This window comes from Pseudarthrobacter sp. PvP090, from assembly GCF_040547365.1.
In the GTDB taxonomy this organism is placed as follows: domain Bacteria; phylum Actinomycetota; class Actinomycetes; order Actinomycetales; family Micrococcaceae; genus Arthrobacter.
The window spans coordinates 22,986-41,740 of sequence record NZ_JBEPPO010000005.1 but is presented as its reverse complement, the minus strand read 5'-3'; the positions used below and the strand labels follow the sequence as shown (position 1 = coordinate 41,740).

18 protein-coding genes and 2 riboswitches are annotated in these 18,755 nt (G+C 68.1%); of the genes, 5 read left to right on the top strand and 13 right to left on the bottom strand.

The window, feature by feature from the left end; genetic code table 11:
* Positions 1 to 54: 54 nt before the first annotated feature.
* The 4 genes from ABIC21_RS06990 to ABIC21_RS06975 all read right to left on the bottom strand — a co-directional run bounded on the left by ABIC21_RS06990 (position 55) and on the right by ABIC21_RS06975 (position 2,882).
* Positions 55 to 1,416 (bottom strand): ABC transporter substrate-binding protein, encoded by a 1,362-nt coding sequence (locus tag ABIC21_RS06990; RefSeq protein WP_502935964.1) that lies wholly within the window; start codon positions 1,414 to 1,416, stop codon positions 55 to 57.
* The gene (locus ABIC21_RS06985; protein WP_354349692.1) at positions 1,413 to 1,619 is read right to left on the bottom strand and encodes a cold-shock protein; all 207 of its coding nucleotides are present in this window, start codon (positions 1,617 to 1,619) and stop codon (positions 1,413 to 1,415) included. The genes ABIC21_RS06990 and ABIC21_RS06985 overlap by 4 nt, the downstream gene beginning before the upstream one ends.
* A gap of 213 nt (positions 1,620 to 1,832) precedes the next feature.
* Positions 1,833 to 2,483, bottom strand: coding sequence for a LytR C-terminal domain-containing protein (locus tag ABIC21_RS06980; RefSeq protein WP_354349691.1), 651 nt, complete (start codon positions 2,481 to 2,483; stop codon positions 1,833 to 1,835).
* An 81-nt stretch (positions 2,484 to 2,564) separates the two neighbouring features.
* Positions 2,565 to 2,882 carry a DUF3263 domain-containing protein gene (locus ABIC21_RS06975; RefSeq protein ID WP_502935963.1) on the bottom strand — a complete coding sequence of 106 codons (318 nt, stop codon included), beginning with the start codon at positions 2,880 to 2,882 and terminating at the stop codon, positions 2,565 to 2,567.
* Positions 2,883 to 2,981: 99 nt separating this feature from the next.
* Between ABIC21_RS06975 and ABIC21_RS06970 the strand changes: the two genes are divergently transcribed.
* Both ABIC21_RS06970 and ABIC21_RS06965 read left to right on the top strand, forming a co-directional pair.
* The gene (locus tag ABIC21_RS06970) at positions 2,982 to 3,776 is read left to right on the top strand and encodes a uracil-DNA glycosylase (RefSeq protein ID WP_354349690.1); all 795 of its coding nucleotides are present in this window, start codon (positions 2,982 to 2,984) and stop codon (positions 3,774 to 3,776) included.
* Positions 3,777 to 3,827: 51 nt separating this feature from the next.
* Positions 3,828 to 4,667 carry a siderophore-interacting protein gene (locus tag ABIC21_RS06965; protein ID WP_354349689.1) on the top strand — a complete coding sequence of 280 codons (840 nt, stop codon included), beginning with the start codon at positions 3,828 to 3,830 and terminating at the stop codon, positions 4,665 to 4,667.
* On the opposite strand, the gene ABIC21_RS06960 is transcribed toward ABIC21_RS06965, so the two are convergent.
* Positions 4,664 to 6,160 (bottom strand): threonine/serine exporter family protein, encoded by a 1,497-nt coding sequence (locus ABIC21_RS06960; RefSeq protein WP_354349688.1) that lies wholly within the window; start codon positions 6,158 to 6,160, stop codon positions 4,664 to 4,666. The two genes, ABIC21_RS06965 and ABIC21_RS06960, sit on opposite strands and share 4 nt — an antisense overlap.
* A 31-nt stretch (positions 6,161 to 6,191) precedes the next feature.
* Positions 6,192 to 7,265, bottom strand: coding sequence for a lipid II:glycine glycyltransferase FemX (locus tag ABIC21_RS06955; protein ID WP_354349687.1), 1,074 nt, complete (start codon positions 7,263 to 7,265; stop codon positions 6,192 to 6,194).
* 115 nt (positions 7,266 to 7,380) lie between these two features.
* Between ABIC21_RS06955 and ABIC21_RS06950 the strand changes: the two genes are divergently transcribed.
* Positions 7,381 to 7,935, top strand: coding sequence for a TspO/MBR family protein (locus tag ABIC21_RS06950; protein ID WP_354349686.1), 555 nt, complete (start codon positions 7,381 to 7,383; stop codon positions 7,933 to 7,935).
* A gap of 1 nt (position 7,936) precedes the next feature.
* Here ABIC21_RS06950 and ABIC21_RS06945 read toward each other — a convergent pair whose 3' ends face one another.
* Positions 7,937 to 9,349, bottom strand: coding sequence for an L-serine ammonia-lyase (locus tag ABIC21_RS06945; RefSeq protein WP_354349685.1), 1,413 nt, complete (start codon positions 9,347 to 9,349; stop codon positions 7,937 to 7,939).
* Positions 9,350 to 9,385: 36 nt separating this feature from the next.
* Between ABIC21_RS06945 and ABIC21_RS06940 the strand changes: the two genes are divergently transcribed.
* Positions 9,386 to 9,508, top strand: coding sequence for a hypothetical protein (locus tag ABIC21_RS06940; RefSeq protein ID WP_354349684.1), 123 nt, complete (start codon positions 9,386 to 9,388; stop codon positions 9,506 to 9,508).
* 8 nt (positions 9,509 to 9,516) lie between these two features.
* On the opposite strand, the gene glyA is transcribed toward ABIC21_RS06940, so the two are convergent.
* From glyA to ABIC21_RS06915, 5 genes are all read right to left on the bottom strand, one after another.
* Positions 9,517 to 10,860 carry a serine hydroxymethyltransferase gene (gene glyA, locus ABIC21_RS06935; protein ID WP_502935962.1) on the bottom strand — a complete coding sequence of 448 codons (1,344 nt, stop codon included), beginning with the start codon at positions 10,858 to 10,860 and terminating at the stop codon, positions 9,517 to 9,519.
* Positions 10,857 to 11,240 carry a glycine cleavage system protein GcvH gene (gene gcvH / locus ABIC21_RS06930; protein ID WP_354349683.1) on the bottom strand — a complete coding sequence of 128 codons (384 nt, stop codon included), beginning with the start codon at positions 11,238 to 11,240 and terminating at the stop codon, positions 10,857 to 10,859. Before gcvH ends, glyA begins: the two co-directional genes overlap by 4 nt.
* A 47-nt stretch (positions 11,241 to 11,287) precedes the next feature.
* Positions 11,288 to 12,436, bottom strand: coding sequence for a glycine cleavage system aminomethyltransferase GcvT (gcvT, locus tag ABIC21_RS06925; protein ID WP_354349682.1), 1,149 nt, complete (start codon positions 12,434 to 12,436; stop codon positions 11,288 to 11,290).
* Between the two features lie 12 nt (positions 12,437 to 12,448).
* Positions 12,449 to 15,343 carry an aminomethyl-transferring glycine dehydrogenase gene (gene gcvP, locus ABIC21_RS06920; RefSeq protein ID WP_502935961.1) on the bottom strand — a complete coding sequence of 965 codons (2,895 nt, stop codon included), beginning with the start codon at positions 15,341 to 15,343 and terminating at the stop codon, positions 12,449 to 12,451.
* A gap of 39 nt (positions 15,344 to 15,382) precedes the next feature.
* A riboswitch (glycine riboswitch) is annotated at positions 15,383 to 15,499 on the bottom strand.
* Position 15,500: 1 nt separating this feature from the next.
* Positions 15,501 to 15,599, bottom strand: a riboswitch (glycine riboswitch).
* Between the two features lie 246 nt (positions 15,600 to 15,845).
* Positions 15,846 to 16,385, bottom strand: a complete 540-nt coding sequence (locus ABIC21_RS06915) for a TetR/AcrR family transcriptional regulator (RefSeq protein ID WP_354349680.1) — start codon at positions 16,383 to 16,385, stop codon at positions 15,846 to 15,848.
* Between the two features lie 211 nt (positions 16,386 to 16,596).
* On the opposite strand from ABIC21_RS06915, the gene ABIC21_RS06910 reads away from it, so the two are divergent.
* Positions 16,597 to 18,135: an MFS transporter gene (locus tag ABIC21_RS06910; RefSeq protein WP_502935971.1), complete on the top strand. Its 1,539-nt coding sequence runs from the start codon at positions 16,597 to 16,599 to the stop codon at positions 18,133 to 18,135.
* A gap of 105 nt (positions 18,136 to 18,240) precedes the next feature.
* Here the strand turns inward: ABIC21_RS06910 and ABIC21_RS06905 are convergent, their stop codons facing one another.
* Positions 18,241 to 18,720 (bottom strand): Dps family protein, encoded by a 480-nt coding sequence (locus tag ABIC21_RS06905; protein ID WP_354349678.1) that lies wholly within the window; start codon positions 18,718 to 18,720, stop codon positions 18,241 to 18,243.
* Positions 18,721 to 18,755: the final 35 nt, after the last annotated feature.

The following is an 18,755-nucleotide window of genomic DNA, read 5'->3' as shown; positions in this document are numbered from 1 at the left end:
GCCCCGCATCGACCAGCTGGCGGCGCCCCGGTACGTGCAATACGCTACGGGCGATTAACTCCCGCTGCTGCTGGCTGTCTCGCTGCCGCTCATGGTTGCGGTGTTGTCCGCGCCGTAGGTGTAGATGACGTAGTTGGCGGTGGTGACGTCACCGTGGACGTCGAAGCTGATCCGCCCGGATTCCCCGTCATAATCGGGCCGTTTGCCGGCCCGGAGGGCGTCGAGGCACTCCTGGTAGCTCTTGCAGACTGCGGCGTCGCCGGAAGGCCCTGCGCCGCCGGATGTCGGGACCTGGCCTCCCGAGACGGCGATCAGGGCGGCTGCGATGGAGGCTCCGGCGTCGTCCTCCGCGGCGGCGGCCGCAGTGGCGGCGAGGTTGACCGCGTCGTACGTCTCAGCGGCAAAAGTCATGTCCTTCAGCCCCGGATCCACGGAGACCAGTTCGCCCTGGAAGTGCGCGGAGGCGAAGGTCCCCGGAAGGATACCCCGGGCGCCCTCGAGGGCGCTGGATCCCAGGCCTGAACCGTACTGGTTGACCGCCCCGTCGCTGAGGATGAGCTTCCTTCCAGCAACGCCGGCGTTGTTCAGTTCGGCGATGACGCCCTGCGCCCCTGACCGCGAGACCAGTACGACGGCGTCGGGAGCTGCTGCCTTGACGGCAGCGGCCGCCTGCTGGGCACGGCCCGGGGCGAACCCGGCAACGGTGACGGACCCCAGGCCGGACTGCCGGGCGGCGGCGGCGACAGCGTTGGAAAGGTCTTTGCCATAGCTGCCTTCCTCGAAGACGACGGCGAGGGTGGCGGCACCGCCGTCCTTTGCGAGCTTGACCAGCACGGGGGCCTGGGCAATGTCGGCTGCCGAGGTCCGGAAGTAGTAGCCGCCGCTCTCATGGCTGCTGAGCCCGCTGGCGGCGTTGGCGGGGGAAATGATGGTGATCTTGGCCTTGGACAGGACATCGATGGCCGCAGGCGCCCGGCTTGAGTCCGTCGGCCCGATGACGACGTCGGCTTCGGCGGCCACGAGCGCCTTGGCCTGCGCGGCGGTGTCCGCGCTGATGGTCTCCGGGAGCAGCTCCACCGGTTTGCCCTTGTGGCCGCCCGCGGCGTTGATTTCCCTGACGGCAAGCCTTGCGGCTGCCAGCTGGGGCGCGTTGAGGAAGCTCTGCGGGCCGGTGTTGTCGAGGATCAGCCCGATCCGCAGGCTACCGTCGCCGCTCGCGTCCGCCTGCCCCACGCGGGCACCGCCCGTGGGCCCAAGGCACGCGGTCATGGTCAGGGCGGCAGCCGCGGCCACGGCCACGGCACGGCCGGCCCGCAGGGCCACAGCCCGGCGCGGCAGGACGCTGCCGGGGGCCCTCTGAGCAGCGGTCCGGTCGTCAGGGCCCTGCGGCGCGGGCGGCGCGGCGGCGGGGGTCACTGGACGGGCCGGACGCTTTCGGCCTGCGGGCCTTTTTCGCCCTCGCCGACTTCGAGTTCCACGCGCTGCCCCTCATCCAGGGCACGGTAGCCCTCCCCCACAATGGCAGACCAGTGCACGAAGACGTCGGCCCCCGAGCTGTCCACGGTGATGAATCCGTAGCCCTTCTCGGCGTTGAACCATTTGACGGTTCCCAATGCCATGGTGTCCACACTTTCAGTCGGCTGGCGGGCGGCCCACCACAATGTGGGCCGCGGATTGCGACCCGCAGAATGCAAAACGCAGAATGCAAAACGCAGAACGCAAAGACGGGATGCAAACGCAGTCCGCAAATACTGTACCCACAGCCTCGGGCCGGAGCGCAGGGCGGCGGCGGGTGAGGCGGCGAATAGTTATTCAGGCGTAACCGGAACGGACTACTGGAAACCGGGTGCCAGTACCACGACGAGTGGGAGCTGGAATTCAGCCGAGTCCACGACAGTCGGGATGCCGAGGAGTTCGCCCAGGGCATCGGCGTTGCCCTTCTGAGCGGCGCCGCTGTAGAAAATGACGGAGCGCTGCTGGGGCGCACCGCCCCAGTTTCCCATTGTGCCGATCTTCCAACCGGCGGTCGAGACCGTCCCGCCGACACGGTTCGCCAGTCCCGCGGTGGTGGTGCCGTTGAAGACCGCTACCGGCTGGGTCTTGTCGACTGCGGCAGCTGCGGAGGGTGTAGCGGATGCGGAGGGCAGCGCGCTGGCCGCCGGATTTGCCTCCGCGGGGGCGGACGCCGCCGGGCTGGATGGCTCGGAGCCGGGCACGGGCGTGGAGTCCGTGGTGGCGGGCGAAGCAGCGGCGCTGCCGCTGCCCTGCTCGGCCGATACAGCCGTCGTTTCTCCGGCGGACGAGAAGCCAAGTTTCGGCAGGATCAGGAAGGTCACGAGTCCGACGGCCAGGGCTGCGACGCCGACGGCCAGGATGGACCCCAAGCGGCCGCGACTGCGGGATTCGGCGACTGCCCGGTGGACACCCTGGCGTGTGGGGGTCTCCGGGACCCGATCAAATTCATCCCGAGCGTATTTGGTCATGGTAAAAACGACGTCCTTGCTGATTTCTGACGATTTGCCCACGCCGGCGTCCGCGCGGGAATCCGCGCTTCCGGCTGTGCTTTACGCGTCTGAGCCCAAACGGCGAGCAGTGCGCGCACGTTGGCGTGACGTACGTAGTCTACGCAATCTCTTCACCAGCATGGGATCGTGGGCCAGTGCATCCTCGGTGTCGATGAGGGCATTGAGGATCTGGTAGTAGTGCGTGGCGGAGAGATCGAAGAGCTCCCGGATGGCTTGTTCCTTGGCGCCGGCGTATTTCCACCACTGCCGTTCCAGCGCCAGCATCTGCTGGTCGCGGCTGCTCAGCGGCGACTCGGGGCTGGTCCCGGCGGCAACGGCGTCCGCCGTCGAAAGGTGCTCCTGCGCTTGTTCGGCCACGCCACACTCCCTGCTTGTTCCGGTACGGCTGGATCCGGTGAAAAGTCTCCACCCATGTTACGGGCGAATAACAGCCTTGTCATTCGACACCCTGCGAGAATGGACCCTGTGCCCGCCTCCGACTCCCTTGACTCCGATGCCCTTTTCGAGCTGGAGCCCGCAGTGACCCACGCCGTCGGCTTCGCCGAGCTGGCCCGCCTGCCATTGCTGGAGCTCGTGGCTGCCGACTGGGCCGAGGCGCTGGCCCCGGTCGAGGGGAACCTGCGCGACGTACTGGCGTTCCTGGGCCGGGAAGCTGCCGAGGGCCACGAGGTCCTGCCGTCGCCGTCGAACGTGCTGCGGGCCTTCCGGCAGCCGCTGGCGGGGGTCCGGGTACTGATCGTGGGCCAGGACCCGTATCCGACGCCCGGCCATGCCGTCGGGCTGTCCTTCGCCGTGGACGGCGCCACCCGGCCCATCCCGCGCAGCCTCGCCAATATCTACAAGGAACTCGAGGCCGATCTGGGGCTGCCGCCCCGGATCCACGGCGACCTCAGCCGCTGGGCGGACCAGGGTGTGCTGCTGCTGAACAGGGTTCTGAGCGTCCGGGCAGGGGCGGCCGGCTCGCACCGGAACAAGGGCTGGGAAGCCGTCACGACGGCGGCGATCCGCGCCGTTGCCAACCGGTTCGCCGCCGATGGGTCCCGTAAGCCCCTCGTTGCCATCCTGTGGGGGAAGGACGCCGAGGCCGTCCGGCCGCTGCTGGGACCCACCCCGTTGATCACCAGCGCCCACCCCAGTCCGCTCTCGGCCTCGCGCGGGTTCTTCGGCTCCCGGCCGTTCAGCCACGCCAATTCCCTGCTCCAGGAACAGGGTGACGGCACGGTGGATTGGGAACTCCCGCCGCTCCCGTAGCCGGCTTCACAGTCGGGGTTCCGCCCAGACTCTTTAGCTAGGCTTAGTCCTATGACCCCAGTCCCCGCCGCCACCTCGGCCACCCGGAAATCCCGCCCGCAGACCAACCTCACGGTCCTGCGCCGCGAGCAGCTCTCGCCGCACATGGTCCGGATCATCGCCGGCGGCCCGGGCTTCGCCGGTTACGTGAACAACGCCTTCGTGGACCGTTACATCAAGATCGTGTTCCCCCAGCCCGGGGTCACTTACCCGGAGCCCCTGGACCTCTGGGAAATCCGGGAAACCATGCCGCGCGGCCAATGGCCGCACACCCGGACCTACACGGTCCGCTGGGTCGACGAGGCGGCCGGCGAACTCGCCATCGACTTCGTGATCCACGGCGACGAAGGCCTCGCAGGCCCGTGGGCCGCTGCCGCCCGGCCCGGCGACGCCCTGACCTTCACCGGGCCGGGTGGCGGCTACAACCCGGATCCGGCCGCGGACTGGTACCTGTTCGCGGGCGACGAGTCCGCCCTGCCGGCCATCAGCGCCTCGATCGAATCGCTGCCGGAGGATGCCCGCGGCCTCGCCTTCCTCGAGGTGGACAGTGACGCCGACATCCAGGCCATCGCCGCGCCGGCCGGTGTGGAGCTGCGCTGGCTCCTGCGCGGCGGCGTGCCTGCCGGGGCCAGCAGACTGCTGGTCAGCGCGGTGCGCGAGGCCACGTGGCCGGAGGGCCGGGTGCAGGTCTTTGCGCACGGAGAGCGCGGCTACATGAAGAGCCTGCGGGAGGTGCTCTACGCGCAGCGCGGGCTGGAGCGCTCCCAGGTCTCGCTGTCCGGCTACTGGGCCATGGGCCGGGTGGAGGACGACTTCCAGGCCGAGAAGAAGATGCCGATCGGCCAGATTTAGCGGCGCCGCGCCCGCCGGCGTTCGTTGCTGGCCAGGCTGCGGGTCAGGGGCCGGGCGAGCGTGTCACCGAGCACGATACCGGCCGCGACACCCATCACGATGGCACCGGCGTTGAGCATGCCCCCGGCACCGAGCAGGATCTCGGATTCCTCAATGGTCAATACATACATGGACCGGAATATGGTCAGCCCGGGCAGCAGGATCAGCGCCGCCGGGACGGCCACCACCAGCTGCGGGGCGCCCATCCGGAGCGCCACAACCCGGGCCAGCAGGCCGATGACGACGGCGGCCAGGGCGGGCGAAAAGCGCGGCCCGATGCCCAGGGCTTCGCCCCCAATCAGCACCAGGTAGCCGACCACGCCCACGGCCGCGGTCGGCAGCAGCAGGGCCCAGCCGGTCTGTTCGGTGATGCCGATCATCAGCACCGCGATGGCGATCAGGATGACCACCACCCACAAGTCATACGCCGGCGGGAATGTTTCGGTGACGTCGATGGCTTCCATCCCGGTCATGTCCCCCACCACAAATCCCACGGCGATGCCGGCCACGAGCGCGCCGAACGTCAGCATGGTGGACAGGAACCGGCCGGCCGCCGTGACCGGGAAGCCGTTGATCGCATCCTGGACCGAGGACACCAGGCGTCCGGTCGGCAGCAGCAGCAGGATCCCGCCGACCACCACGATGGCCGGGGCGATCTGGATTCCTATCAGGCTCCCGAACCGCCATAGCAGCAGGGCGATGAAGGTGACGACGAAGGAGCAGGAAGCGGTGATGAAGAAGTCGGGCGTGCGCCAGCGGCCCAGCTGCCGGGCCAGCAGACTGACCAGCAGGTTGGACACGAACGCCACCGCGGAGGCTCCGGGGCCCCCGCCGAGCACACCCACGAAGACGGCGGAGAAGATCCCGAAGGCCACGGTGACCATCCAGCGCGGGAACGGCTTGGCGCTGCGGGTGATCTCCTCCAGTCGGCGGACGGCCTCCTCACGGCCAACCCCGCCGGCCACGATTTCAGTGACCAGCTGGTGGACCTGGGAGAGACCCGCGTAGTTGTTGGTCCAGGACCGGACCACACGCAACAGCGAGATGGGCGTCTGGTCCTTGGGGGCGTAATTGATCGCCACGGACTGGTTGGTGATGTCCACTTCGATGTGTTTGAGCCCCAGCGCTGCCGTGATGGCGATGATGCTGGTTTCCACTTCGAGGGCGCCGGCGCCGTACCGGAACATGGACTCGGCAAGGTGCAGCGCGAAGTCGATGGTCTTGCGGGCAGAGGTGTCCACCCCGCCCACCTGGATCATCGGGTTGGCATAAGGGCTTCCGGCGAGACGGTCCACGATGCTCATCGGCGCGGTCGGCGGGTTCTCGCCCTGGACCAGCCGGCGCAGCATCCGCTTGGCCGCGGCGTTCTGGCGCACCTGCGTGGCCGACATCGGCTCGGTCCTGGGCAGCCCGTCGGTGTGCGGCCTGCGGCGGCCGTGGGGTTCCTGGGTCATTCCGGCGTCCTTAATTTCCGTGGCAGCCGGTTTAGTAGAACTGCTGGCCCGTGCGGCGGGTGTAGAGCTGGCGGGCGACGCGTTCCCCCGCGGCCATCCAGGCCTTGTACTTCAGCGGGCTCAGCACCTGGTCGTAGCAGCCGACAAAGTCGGTCACAGTTTTGCTGAAGCTGGTCTTGAACAGGCCCAGTCCGTGGAACGGGTTGGACGTGTCCTTGAGCTGGTCGCTGGGGGGCGTGCCGCAGAAGTCGTATTCGGTGCAGCCGAGGTCCTTGAGCTGGTTGATGGCCGTCCACTGCACCAGGTGGGAGTCGCCGTACTGGCCGCGTTTCTGCAGCGAGCCGCCGTCCTTGTACGTGCCCTTGCGTCCGTAGTTGATGACGAAGGCACCGACGGAGGGCACACCGTCCTCGAAGACGAAGAGCAGCCTGCCCTGGCCACGGTTGATGAAGTTGGTCCAGAACTGGCGGTAGTACTCGTATTCGCGGACCCGGACCTGGGACTTGGCTTCCACGGTGTTGGTCATCAGCGCGTACATGGCTCGGAAGTTTTCCTCAGTGGGTTCCACGTTGTGGACCACCACGTCCTCGCGGATGGCGCGCCGGACGGCGTTGCGGCCGCGGGAGTGCAGGTTGCGCAGGAGCTGGTTCTGTTCCGGGGAGATGTCGAGCAGGGCCGTGGAGTCGTTGGGCTGCAGGTTGTGGGTCTTAACCAGCCCGGCTCCTTCGATCACCCGCGTGGCCTCCGCGGACAGCACGATGTCCGGCTCGATCTTGATGGCGAAGACGCCCAGCCGGGCACGCTTGACGAACTCCGCGTTGGCCGCGGCGATGCCGGGAATGTCCGCAACCGTTGCCACATCCGGGCCCTTGATCAGGTACCAGAGCTTGCCCAGGAGCGGGAAGGACTTCTCCAGGATGAGGTTGTAGCTGGTGTAATCGGCCGTCTCGTACACCAGGTGCAGGGGCTTCCAGCCAAAGTGCTGCTTGACCTCGGCGAAGGCTTCCGATTGCAGGAGATTGCCGCCGTTGGGGTTCGCGGTGACGTGGGAGTCCCAGTTGGCGATCTCGTCGGCAGAGGCGAAGCGGGCGGTGAATTCACGCAAGGGTGCGGCATCCAATCATTGCGGTACGAGCGTCGGCGGCATGCGGACATGCAGGTTCAAGTCTATCCGCCCGGCCCCCTGTTCCCGCCCGGAACGGACCCGCTACGCTGTAAGCATGCCGCCTGATCAGCAATCATTAGCCGCAGGATCCGGAAGCCGGGAAAACGCGCCCGCCAAGCGTGCGCTGGGACCCCAGTTGCTGGGACTGCTGGTCTTCCTCGCGGCCTCCGCCCTGGTCGCGGGACTCGGCGGACTCGCCACCGCCAACAACGTCGACGGCTGGTACGCCACCGCGGACAAGGCGCCGTGGTCACCGCCGAACTGGGTGTTCGGGCCGGTCTGGACGGCCCTGTACACCGCGATGGCCGTAGCCGCCTGGCTGGTCTGGCGGAGCCGGGCGGAGGGGACGAGACCGGCCCTCACCGCCTACGCCGTCCAGCTGGTGCTGAACCTGCTGTGGACGCCGGTCTTCTTCGGCCTGTACCCGTCGCTCGGCACCCCGGCCCTGTGGATCGCCTTTGTCATCATTGTGGCCCTGGCGGTGGCCGTGTCCGTCACCGTGCTGTATTTCGGACCGATCAGCCGCGCGGCCGGGCTCCTGCTGCTGCCCTACCTGGCCTGGATTGTGTTCGCCTCGTCGCTGAATCTCTGGATGGCGCTCAACAACTGACTCAGCACTCCACGACATTCACGGCGAGCCCGCCCATCGCGGTCTCCTTGTACTTGGAGCTCATGTCCCGCCCGGTCTCCCGCATGGTGACGATGACCTCGTCGAGGGACACCCGGTGCGAGCCGTCGCCCCACAACGCCATCTTGGCGGCGTTGATGGCCTTGGCCGCCGCGATGGCGTTGCGTTCGATGCAGGGGATCTGCACGAGGCCGCCGATCGGGTCGCAGGTCAGGCCGAGGTTGTGCTCCATCGCGATTTCCGCGGCGTTCTCCACCTGCTGCGGCGTGCCGCCCATGACTTCGGCCAGGCCTGCCGCTGCCATCGACGACGCCGAGCCCACCTCGCCCTGGCAGCCGACCTCGGCGCCGGAGATCGAGGCCTGTTCCTTGTACAGCACCCCGATGGCGGCCGCGGTCAGCAGGAACTTGACCACAACGTCGTCGCGGTCGGCCTGGGTGGCCTTGTCCATGCCCGGCGCGAAGTGCAGGGCGTAGTACAGCACGGCGGGGATGATGCCGGCGGCGCCGTTCGTCGGGGCCGTGACCACACGGCCGCCCGAGGCGTTTTCCTCGTTCACGGCCAGGGCGATCAGGTTGACCCATTCCTGCCAGTATTTCGGGTCCCGGTAGTCGGGGTCCTGGCCGCGTGTTTCCTTCATGAGGCGTTCGTGCCAGTCGGGCGCACGGCGGCGGACCTTGAGCCCGCCGGGCAGCAGTCCTTCGCGCTTGAGGCTGACCTCGACGCAGCCTTCCATTACGGAGTAGATGTGCAGGAGGCCTTCGCGGATCTCGGCCTCGGTGCGGGAGGCGCGCTCGTTGACGAACATGATCTCGCCGATCGAGAGGCCCTTGGACTGGCAGCGGCCCAGCAGTTCCGCGGCGGTGCGGAACGGCAGGGGCAGTTCCTTCTTGGATTCGTCGAGTTCCTTGAGCGCCGAGTCCTCCTCGCCCTCGCGGACGATGAAGCCGCCGCCGACGGAGAAGAAGGTGGCGCTGTGCACGACTTCCCCGCCGGCGTCGGAGACGGTGAACGTCATGCCGTTGGTGTGCCGGGGCAGGATGGTCAGGGGGCGCAGGATCATGTCCTGGACGCCGTAGGGAAGCTGTACCGTGCCGGCCAGCTGCAGTTTCCCGGTCTCGGCAATCGCGGCGAGCCGCTCCTCCACTTCCTCGGGGAGGATCAGTTCGGGGTGGAAGCCTTCCAGACCGAGCAGGATGGCGGTCATGGTGCCGTGGCCGTGGCCGGTGGCGGCGAGGGAACCGTACAGGTCAACTCGCAGCGATGCCACCTTGTCCAGGTCACCGGAGGCCTTGAGTTCTTCGGCGAACACGGCGGCAGCCCGCATGGGGCCCACCGTGTGTGAACTGGAGGGCCCTATTCCGATGGAAAAAAGGTCGAAGACTCCAACGGCCATTGTCGTTCCTAACTAGCTCTAACTGTGGCCCGGCAGATGGTCCTGCCGGAAGGCGGTGCGGCCGCCGGGTGGCGGCGGTTCCGCCGGATGCACGACGCCGGGCGGCAGCTTGTGGCGGCGGCCCGGCGTCGTGATCTGTACTGCTTCTACTACCTGTAATACGTCCCTTAGGCGAGGTTGGCAACCGAGGGGTAGAGCGGGTGGGCGGCGGCGAGGGCCTCCACCCGGGAGCGCAGACCGGACAGGTCCGTGCCGGCGTCGGCGGTCAGGGCCTCCGCGATGATGTCCGCAACTTCAGCGAAAGCCGCCTCGCCGAACCCGCGGGTGGCCAGCGCGGGAGTACCGATGCGCAGCCCGGAGGTGACCATCGGCGGGCGGGGGTCGAACGGCACAGCGTTGCGGTTGACGGTGATGTCGATTTCCGCGAGGCGGTCCTCGGCCTGCTGGCCGTTCAGCTCGCAGTTGCGCAGGTCCACGAGGACCAGGTGCACGTCGGTGCCGCCGGAGATCACGTTGATGCCCCTGGCAGTGACATCCGGCTGGACCAGCCGCTCGGCGAGGATCCGGGCCCCGGCCAGGACACGCTCCTGGCGCTCCTTGAACTCGGGGGACGCGGCGATCTTGAACGCCACAGCCTTGCCCGCGATCACGTGCTCCAGCGGGCCGCCCTGCTGGCCGGGGAACACCGCCGAGTTGATCTTCTTGGCGATGTCGGCATCGTTGGACAGGATGATGCCGCCGCGCGGACCGGCGAGGGTCTTGTGCGTGGTGGACGTCGTGACGTGGGCGTGCGGCACCGGGGACGGGTGCAGCCCGGCGGCGACGAGACCGGCGAAGTGGGCCATGTCCACCATCAGATAGGCGCCCACGGAATCGGCGATCCGGCGGAACTCGGCGAAGTCCAGCTGCCGGGCGTAGGCCGACCAGCCCGCGACGATCAGCTGCGGCTTGTGCTCCTGGGCCAGTCGCTCCACCTCGGCCATGTCGATCCGGTGGTCGTCCTCACGGACCTGGTACGGGATCACGTTGTACAGGCGGCCGGAGAAGTTAATCTTCATGCCGTGGGTGAGGTGTCCGCCGTGCGCCAGGTTCAGGCCCATGATGGTGTCGCCCGGGCGGATCAGGGCGTGCATGACGGAGGCGTTGGCCTGCGCGCCGGAGTGCGGCTGGACGTTGGCGTACTCGGCGCCGAACAGGGCCTTGACCCGGTCAATCGCGAGCTGCTCAATCACGTCAACGTGCTCGCAGCCGCCGTAGTAGCGCTTGCCCGGGTAGCCCTCGGCGTACTTGTTCGTCAGCACCGACCCCTGCGCCTGCATCACGGCCTTGGCGGTGTGGTTCTCCGAGGCAATCATCTCCAGGCCGTCCCGCTGGCGGGTCAGCTCGTCGTCGATCTTTGCGGCGATCTCCGGATCCAGGGCGGACAGCTCGGCGTCCAGGCTCGGGGAGACGACCTGCTCGAACACAGTCGCTGTGCCTGCGGCTGTGTCGGTGCCTGCGGCCGCGTTCACAGCTCGCCCCCGTTCTTGGACGCGTACTCCTGGGCGGACAGCAGCGGGCCATCGGACTCGGCGGCGACCTTGAAGAGCCAGCCGGCACCGTAGGGGTCGCTGTTGATCAGCGCGGGGTCCTCGACGACGGCCGGGTTGGTTTCGGTGACTTCGCCGGTGACGGGGGCGTACAGGTCCGAGACGGACTTGGTGGACTCCACCTCGCCGCAGGTCTCCCCCGCGGTGACCGTGGTGCCGACCTCGGGCAGGTCCACGTAGACGATGTCGCCGAGGGCGTCCGTGGCGACCGCCGAGATGCCGATGGACACAACATTCCCGGCCTCCCGCGCAACCCACTCGTGCTCGTCGGAGTACTGCAGTTCAGGGGCAACTCTTGCCATGTGTTTTTCCTAAGTCTTGAAGTGGTCGTGGTGCTAAATCCGGGGGACTACTTTTGGCGCTTGTAGAACGGCAGCGCGACAACCTCGAAGGGCTCAGCCTTGCCGCGGAGGTCGATGTCCAGGGCCGTGCCGGGTTCGGTGAACTCGACGTCGACGTAGGCCATCGCGACCGGGTAGCCCAGGGTCGGGCTGGGCTGGCCTGAGGTGACTTCACCGACGGTGTTGCCGTTCTTCAGGACCGGGTAGTGGCCGCGGCCGGCCCGGCGGCCGAGGCCCTTGAGCCCGACCAGCTTGCGGCCCGCGGTGGCGCCGGCGCCTGCTTCCTTCTTGGCGGCGAGGGCGGCCTTGCCGACGAAGTCGCCTTCCTTGGAGAGGGCGACGACGGGCCCCAAGCCGGCGGCGAAGGGGTCGCCCTCGAGGGAGAGCTCGTTGCCGTAGAGCGGCATCCCGGCCTCGAGCCGGAGCGAGTCGCGGGACGCGAGTCCGGCCGGGGTCAGTTCGCCGTCCTCGGCGATGGCCACGAGCGCCTGCCAAAGGGCGGCGGCGTCGTCGTTCGCGACGAAGATCTCGAATCCGTCCTCGCCGGTGTAGCCGGTGCGGGCCAGGAGGAGCTCCTGGCTGGTGCCGCCGAACATGAAGGGGACGTCGACGGCGGCGTAGTACTTCAGGCCGGTGACGAGTTCGTGCTGTGCGGCCGGAACCAGGCGCAGCAGGATCTCCTGGGCTTTGGGGCCCTGCACGGCGATCAGCGAGGTCACGGCGGAGGCGTCCTCGACGGTGACGTCGAAGCTCCCCTCGTTGCCGGAAGCAGCGCGCTCGGCCAGGGCCGCGGCCACGACCTTGGCGTTGCCCGCGTTCGGGACCACCAGGAACTTCTGCTCGCCCCGGCGGTAGGTGATGAGGTCGTCGATGATGCCGCCGTCCTCGTTGCAGATCAGCGAGTACTTGGCTTTGCCGACCGCCATTGCGGAGATTTTGCCGACCAGGGCGTAGTCCAGGAAGGCCGCAGCGTCGGGGCCGGTGACCCAGACTTCGCCCATGTGGGAGAGGTCGTAGAGGCCCGCGGACTTTCGGACGGCGTGGTGCTCGGCCAGCTCGGAGCTGTACTTGAGCGGCATCTGCCAGCCGCCGAAGTCCGTGAAGGAGGCGCCGAGCTTTTTGTGCTCATCGTAGAGGGCAGTGTGGTTCTCAGTCATCGTTGGCTGTCCTTATTTGGCGGAGTCGTCGGAGTGGGCTGCTGTGTCCTCTTCGAAGGCTTCGAGGGGAGGGCACGAGCAGATCAGGTTGCGGTCCCCTGCGGCGCCGTCGATCCGGCCGACCGGCGGGAAGTACTTGTCCTGGCGGAGCGTGTGGACCGGGAAGACGGCCTGCTCACGCGGGTACGCGCGGGCCCAGTCACTGCTGATGACGGCGGCGGCGGTGTGCGGGGAGTTGCGCAGCGGGCTGTGCTCGACGGTGAAGTCGCCGTGCGCCACCTGCTCAATCTCGGCGCGGATGGCGATCATGGCCGTGATGAAGCGGTCGATCTCGCCGATGTCCTCGGACTCGGTGGGCTCGACCATCAGGGTCCCGGCCACCGGGAACGCCAGGGTGGGGGCGTGGAAGCCGTAGTCGATCAGCCGCTTGGCGACGTCCTCGGCGGTGACTCCGGTCTTGGCCGTGAGTTCGCGCAGGTCCAGGATGCACTCGTGGGCCACGAGTCCGCCTTCGCCGGTGTAGAGCACCGGGAAGTAGTCGTTCAGGCGGGCCGCGATGTAGTTGGCTGCGAGCAGCGCGGACTTGGTGGCCTCGGTGAGGCCGTCGCCGCCCATGAGCTTCACGTAGGCCCAGGAGATCGGCAGCACGCCGGCGGAGCCGTAGCGTGAGGCGGAGATCGGGGTCCCGCTTTCGCCGTTGGCGGGATCAGCGGCATTTCCCGGCATGAACGGTGCCAGGTGGGCCTTGGCCGCGACCGGGCCGACGCCGGGGCCGCCGCCGCCGTGCGGGATGCAGAAGGTCTTGTGCAGGTTCAGGTGCGAGACATCGCCGCCGAACTGGCCCGGCTGGGCCAGCCCGACGAGGGCGTTGAGGTTGGCGCCGTCGATGTAGACCTGGCCGCCGGCGGCGTGGATGGCGTCGCAAACCTCGCGGACGTCGGCGTCGTACACCCCGTGGGTGGACGGGTAGGTGATCATGATCGCGGAGAGCGCGTCCTTGTGCAGCTCGATCTTGGCCTGCAGGTCGGCGTGGTCGATCGTGCCGTCGGCGGCCGTGGCCACGACAACAACCTTCATCCCGGCAAGCACCGCCGAGGCGGCGTTGGTGCCGTGCGCGGACGCCGGGATCAGGCAGATGGTGCGCTGGGCGTCGCCGCGGGAGAGGTGGTAGCCGCGGATGGCCAGCAGGCCGGCGAGCTCGCCCTGCGACCCGGCGTTGGGCTGGATGGAGACCTGGTCGTAGCCGGTGATCTCGGTCAGCTGGGCTTCGAGGTCCTCGATCAGTTCGCGCCAGCCGGCGGTCTGGGATTCAGGGGCGAAGGGGTGGATGGAGGCAAACTCCGGCCAGGAGATGGCTTCCATTTCGGCCGTGGCGTTCAGCTTCATGGTGCACGAACCCAGCGGGATCATGGTGCGGTCCAGGGCGAGGTCGCGGTCCGAGAGGCGGCGGATGTAGCGCAGCAGCTGGGTCTCGGAGCGGTGCGTGTTGAACACCGGGTGCTGCAGGTAGTCGGAGGTGCGCTCGACGGCGGAGTCCAGCGCGAAGGCATCAGCGGAATCCGCAACGGTGGCGCCGAAGGCGGCGACGACGTCGGCGACGATGGCCGCCGTCGTGGCCTCATCGGCGGAGATGCCGACGGTGTCCGCGTCGATGCCGCGCAGGTTGATGCCCTTGGCGTCGGCGGCGGCGATGATCTGCGTGGCCTTGCCGGGGACCGAGACGGTCACGGTGTCGAAGAAACTGGTGTGCAGCACGTCCAGGCCCGCGGCCTTCAGCGAGGCGGCGATGGTCCTGGCGTGGCCGTGGATGGTCTCGGCGATTGCCTTCAGGCCGTCCGGGCCGTGGTAGACGGCGTAGAAGGAGGACACGATCGCCAGCAGGGCCTGCGCGGTGCAGATGTTGGAGGTGGCCTTCTCCCGGCGAATGTGCTGCTCGCGGGTCTGCAGTGCGAGGCGGTAGGCCGGGACGCCGGCGTTGTCCTTGGAGACGCCGACCAGACGGCCGGGCATGGACCGCTCGAGGCCCTTCTGGACCGCCATGTAGGCGGCGTGCGGGCCGCCGAAGAACAGCGGGACGCCGAAACGCTGGGCGGAGCCGACGGCGATGTCGGCGCCCTGCTCGCCGGGCGGGGTGATGAGCGTCAGCGACAGGAGGTCCGCGGCGACGGTGACGAGGGCACCGCGTTCCTTGGCGTCGGCGATCACTGCGGTGTGGTCAAAGACGCGGCCGGAGGCGCCAGGCTGCTGCAGGACAACGCCGTTGATGACGCCGTCGGGAAGTCCCTTGGTGAGGTCCGCGACCTCGACCTCGAAGCCGAGGGCCTCGGCGCGGCCCTTGACGATCGCGATGGTCTGCGGCAGGCAGTCGGCGTCGAGGACGGTCTTGCCGTCGTGGGCGGTCTTGTTCTTGTTGGCCCGGCGCATCATGAGCACGGCCTCTGCGACGGCGGTAGCTTCGTCCAGCAGCGAGGCGTTGGCAATGGGCAGGCCGACAAGGTCCTGGACCATGGTCTGGAAGTTCAGCAGCGCCTCGAGCCGTCCCTGGGAAATCTCCGGCTGGTACGGGGTGTAGGCCGTGTACCAGGCCGGGGCTTCGAGGATGTTGCGGCGGATGACGGCCGGGGTGAGGGTGTCGTAGTAGCCCTGCCCGATCATCTGGACGGCGGTTTTGTTCTTCGCGGCGAGCTTGCGCAGCTCGGCGAGGACCTCGACTTCGCTGAGCGCCTGGCCGAGGGCCAGCGCTGAGTCCTGCCGGATGTCCTTCGGGACGGCCGTGTCGACGAGCGCATCGACCGAGTCGTAGCCGACAGCCTTCAGCATGGCGTCGACGTCGGCCTGGCGGCGGGCGCCGATGTGCCGGTCAACGAAGGACGTGGAGGCTGAGGTAACAGTCACAAGGAACTCCATAACTAAGGCGGCGCAGGGTACGCCACATTGATTCGGGTTCCTCCCCACTCTGTATTGGACCTGAGAGTTTCCGCGCAGCCGTGCTCTCGCAGGGCTCCGCTTGCACCGTCGGTGAGCACAGCATGTCAAATGACAGCCTGCTACTTTCCAGAGTTGCCTTGCCGCGGCGGTACGTGGGCCTGAGAGATTCCTGGGGAGGGTTTGCTCCTACGGCGCCTGCTTGTACCTACTTGCAGAACTCTCCCGCCGCAGATCAAAGGCATATTAAGTTTGCGTGACAACAGTCACAGCCCCTATTGTCCTACGCCGGGCCCGCGTCCGCAAACCAGTGACGCGCCGCGACCGCCGTCGCGCCCGACAGACGCTCTCGCACTTCTGGCGGAACAACGGGAAACGCTCCTGCACCTCTGGCGGATATTTCCCAGACGCTCCCGCACCTGATGTGCGGGAGCGTCTGGTGTTCAGCCGCCAGAGGTGCGGGAGGGTTTTATGCGATGCCGACTCAGCCGCGGAGCCGCTTGAGGGCGGTGAGCAGGCTTTCGACGTCGGGGCCGACCTCCGGGAGCGCGCCGCCCGGGCCGCGCGCCAGCATGGCGTTGAAGTACAGCCCGTCCCCCATGTAGAGGACCGGCTTGGCCATGGCGGGGCCGACGTCGGCCGCCAGCAGTTCCAGCCAGCTCGCCTGCACCGCGGCCATCCGGCGCAGGGTTTCCTGGTGGGCCACCTCAGCCAGCCGGGTGGCGGCCACGAAGACCCGGTCCAGCGGTGTGTCCGCCCAGACGGAGGATTTGATGAAGAACGCCGCGGCGCCTTCCGGCGCGGCAGCCATGGCGGCGAGGTCCTCGTCGAGCAGCCGGTCCAGCCGTTCAAGGAGGACGGAAATCATCGCCTCCTTGTTGGGGAAGTGGTAGAGCAGCCCGCCCTTGGAGACGCCGGCCAGCCGGGCCACGGCGTCCAGCGTCGCGGCGCGTTCGCCCTCTTCGATAAGCAGGGATTCGAACGCGTCAAGGACAGCTTCGCGGGCGACGGGTTTTCTGGCCATGGTTCCAATCATGCCCCGCGGCGGGGCCGTGACTTAACGGTCGGTTTCTTAACTGTACCGTCCAGACGGTACAGTTATCAGCATGAGCAACGCATCATTCACCCGCACCGGCACCGTTGGCGGCCCCGCCGCCGGCAACTCCGCCACCGGAACGATACAGTCCCAGGCGCCGCGCGCGCCCTGGCGCGACTGGCTGGCGCTGGCCCTGCTGATGTTTCCCGTGCTGCTCGTGGCCGTCGACAACACGGCCCTGACCTTTGCACTGCCGGCGATCGCGCGCAGCCTCGATGCTTCCGGCGTGGAGCTGCTCTGGATTGTCGACGCCTATCCCCTGGTCCTCGCCGGCCTCCTGGTGGCGATGGGCAGCCTCGGCGACAGGATCGGCCGCCGCCGACTGCTCTTCATCGGCAGCACCGGGTTCGCTGCCGTCTCGGCGGTCACGGCCTTCGCCCCCAGCGCCGAGTGGCTGATTGCCGGGCGCGCGGGGCTGGGATTCTTCGGCGCCATGCTGATGCCCTCCACCCTGTCCCTGATCCGGAACATCTTTCCCGAGCCCAACCGGCGCCGGCTGGCCGTGGCCATCTGGGCCGCCGGTTTCTCCGGCGGTGCCGCCCTGGGTCCGATCTTCGGCGGTTGGCTGGTGGAGCACTTCTGGTGGGGCGCGGTGCTGCTGGTGGCCGTGCCGATCATCCTGCCGCTGCTGGTCCTCGGCCCGGCCCTGATCCCGGAATCCCGGGACCCGAACCCGGGCCGGGTGGACGTGCCCAGCATCGTCCTGTCCCTGCTGGTCATGGTGCCGGTGGTTTATGGCATCAAGATCCTGGCCACGCACGGCTTGGGACTGGAACCGCTGGGCGCCATCGCCTTTGGCCTGCTGATGGGCTACGTCTTCATCCGGAGGCAGCGGCAGCTCCTGGCGGGCAGCCTGCGGCAGGACGGCGTGGCACGCGCCGCGGCACTGGACGGCGCAGGCGAACGAAACAGGACCGCCCCCCTGCTGGATCTCAGCCTCTTCGGCAACCGGGTCTTCAGCACCGCCATCATCGCCAATGTGCTGGCACTGTTCTCCTTCAACGGCTTCATCCTGTTCCTGGCCCAGCACCTGCAGCTGCTCGAGGGGCAGTCGCCCTCGGAATCCGGCGTCGCGATGGTCCCCGCGCTCATTGCGACCGTCCTGGCCGGGCTGCTGGTGGTGCCGCTGGTGAAAAAGGTCCGCCCTGGATTTGTGGTCGCGGGCGGGCTGCTCCTGAGCGCCGGCGGCTACTTCCTCGTGGCCTTCGGCGATCACGGCAACGGCCCTGCTCTGCTGCTGGCGGCCCTGCTGGTGCTGTGCCTGGGCGTCGGCGCCGCGGAGACCATCTCCAACGACCTGATCCTCGGAGCCGCCCCGGCGGAGAAGTCCGGGGCGGCGGCCGCAATTTCCGAAACCGGCTACGAAATCGGTTCCCTGCTGGGCACCGCCATCCTCGGCTCGATCCTGACAGCCTCCTACCAGGGCAATCTCCGGCTTCCCGCCGGCGCCGCGGACGCGGCGCCGGCCGAGGCATCAGCCCAGGCGGGCGAGACGCTCGCCGGGGCGGTGGAACTGGCGCAGGCCCTCCCGGGACCGCTGGCGGAGGCCGTGATGACCGCAGCCCGGGCCGCGTTCGACTCAGGCGTCCACATCACGGCCACCATTGCCCTGGTGCTTATGGCGGGGGCATCGGTGCTCGCCGCAGTCGTGCTCCGGAAGGTGCCGACTGCCAAATAGCCGGGGAACCGGAACGCTCCCGGCCCGGCAGGCGGCACTGCTTAAACGCCGAGTGCCCGGCGCCGGTGGGAACCGGGGCCGGGCACTGCGAACTGCCGGGGAACGCTACTTGCTGTCCGCCGTGGTGACGCTGGCGTTGGCCCGCATCGTCTCCGCATTGACCAGCCAGGCATACTGCTCGAACTTGGCAATGAACTCGTGCAGCAGGTCCGCCGTGGTGGGGTCCTCTTCGTCCACTTCGTCATGGACTTTGCGCATGGTGCCGACCGCGGCCTCGAGGGCAGCGACGATCCGCTCAATGGCGTCCTTGGTATTGATCAGGCCGTTGGGGAACTCAGCAAGCGAGGTGGACTTGGACACCGTGGAGCTGCGGCCGTCCGGCAGAGCGTGGAGTGCGCGCATGCGCTCCGCGAGGTCATCCGCGAACTCGCGGGCAGAATCGATAATCTCGTCCAGCTGCAGGTGGAGGTCCCGGAAGTTCGTTCCGACGATGTTCCAGTGCGCCTGCTTGCCCTGAACGTGAAGTTCGATCAGGTCAACGAGCACCGCCTGCAGGTTCGTCGTGAGGGTCGGTGAAGCTTTCATGCGTCCTCCTGAGTAGGTGCGATACCGTGGCGTCC

What these genes read in the sequence shown, in the direction of transcription:
- ABIC21_RS06985 (WP_354349692.1), bottom strand. Translation starts at nt 1,619, where the DNA reads ATGGCATTGGGAACCGTCAAATGGTTCAACGCCGAGAAGGGCTACGGA.
- ABIC21_RS06980 (WP_354349691.1), bottom strand. Translation starts at nt 2,483, where the DNA reads ATGACCAAATACGCTCGGGATGAATTTGATCGGGTCCCGGAGACCCCC.
- ABIC21_RS06970 (WP_354349690.1), top strand. Translation starts at nt 2,982, where the DNA reads ATGGACCCTGTGCCCGCCTCCGACTCCCTTGACTCCGATGCCCTTTTC.
- ABIC21_RS06965 (WP_354349689.1), top strand. Translation starts at nt 3,828, where the DNA reads ATGACCCCAGTCCCCGCCGCCACCTCGGCCACCCGGAAATCCCGCCCG.
- ABIC21_RS06960 (WP_354349688.1), bottom strand. Translation starts at nt 6,160, where the DNA reads ATGACCCAGGAACCCCACGGCCGCCGCAGGCCGCACACCGACGGGCTG.
- ABIC21_RS06950 (WP_354349686.1), top strand. Translation starts at nt 7,381, where the DNA reads ATGCCGCCTGATCAGCAATCATTAGCCGCAGGATCCGGAAGCCGGGAA.
- ABIC21_RS06945 (WP_354349685.1), bottom strand. Translation starts at nt 9,349, where the DNA reads ATGGCCGTTGGAGTCTTCGACCTTTTTTCCATCGGAATAGGGCCCTCC.
- ABIC21_RS06940 (WP_354349684.1), top strand. Translation starts at nt 9,386, where the DNA reads ATGGTCCTGCCGGAAGGCGGTGCGGCCGCCGGGTGGCGGCGGTTCCGC.
- gcvH (WP_354349683.1), bottom strand. Translation starts at nt 11,240, where the DNA reads ATGGCAAGAGTTGCCCCTGAACTGCAGTACTCCGACGAGCACGAGTGG.
- gcvT (WP_354349682.1), bottom strand. Translation starts at nt 12,436, where the DNA reads ATGACTGAGAACCACACTGCCCTCTACGATGAGCACAAAAAGCTCGGC.
- gcvP (WP_502935961.1), bottom strand. Translation starts at nt 15,343, where the DNA reads ATGGAGTTCCTTGTGACTGTTACCTCAGCCTCCACGTCCTTCGTTGAC.
- ABIC21_RS06915 (WP_354349680.1), bottom strand. Translation starts at nt 16,385, where the DNA reads ATGGCCAGAAAACCCGTCGCCCGCGAAGCTGTCCTTGACGCGTTCGAA.
- ABIC21_RS06910 (WP_502935971.1), top strand. Translation starts at nt 16,597, where the DNA reads ATGTTTCCCGTGCTGCTCGTGGCCGTCGACAACACGGCCCTGACCTTT.
- ABIC21_RS06905 (WP_354349678.1), bottom strand. Translation starts at nt 18,720, where the DNA reads ATGAAAGCTTCACCGACCCTCACGACGAACCTGCAGGCGGTGCTCGTT.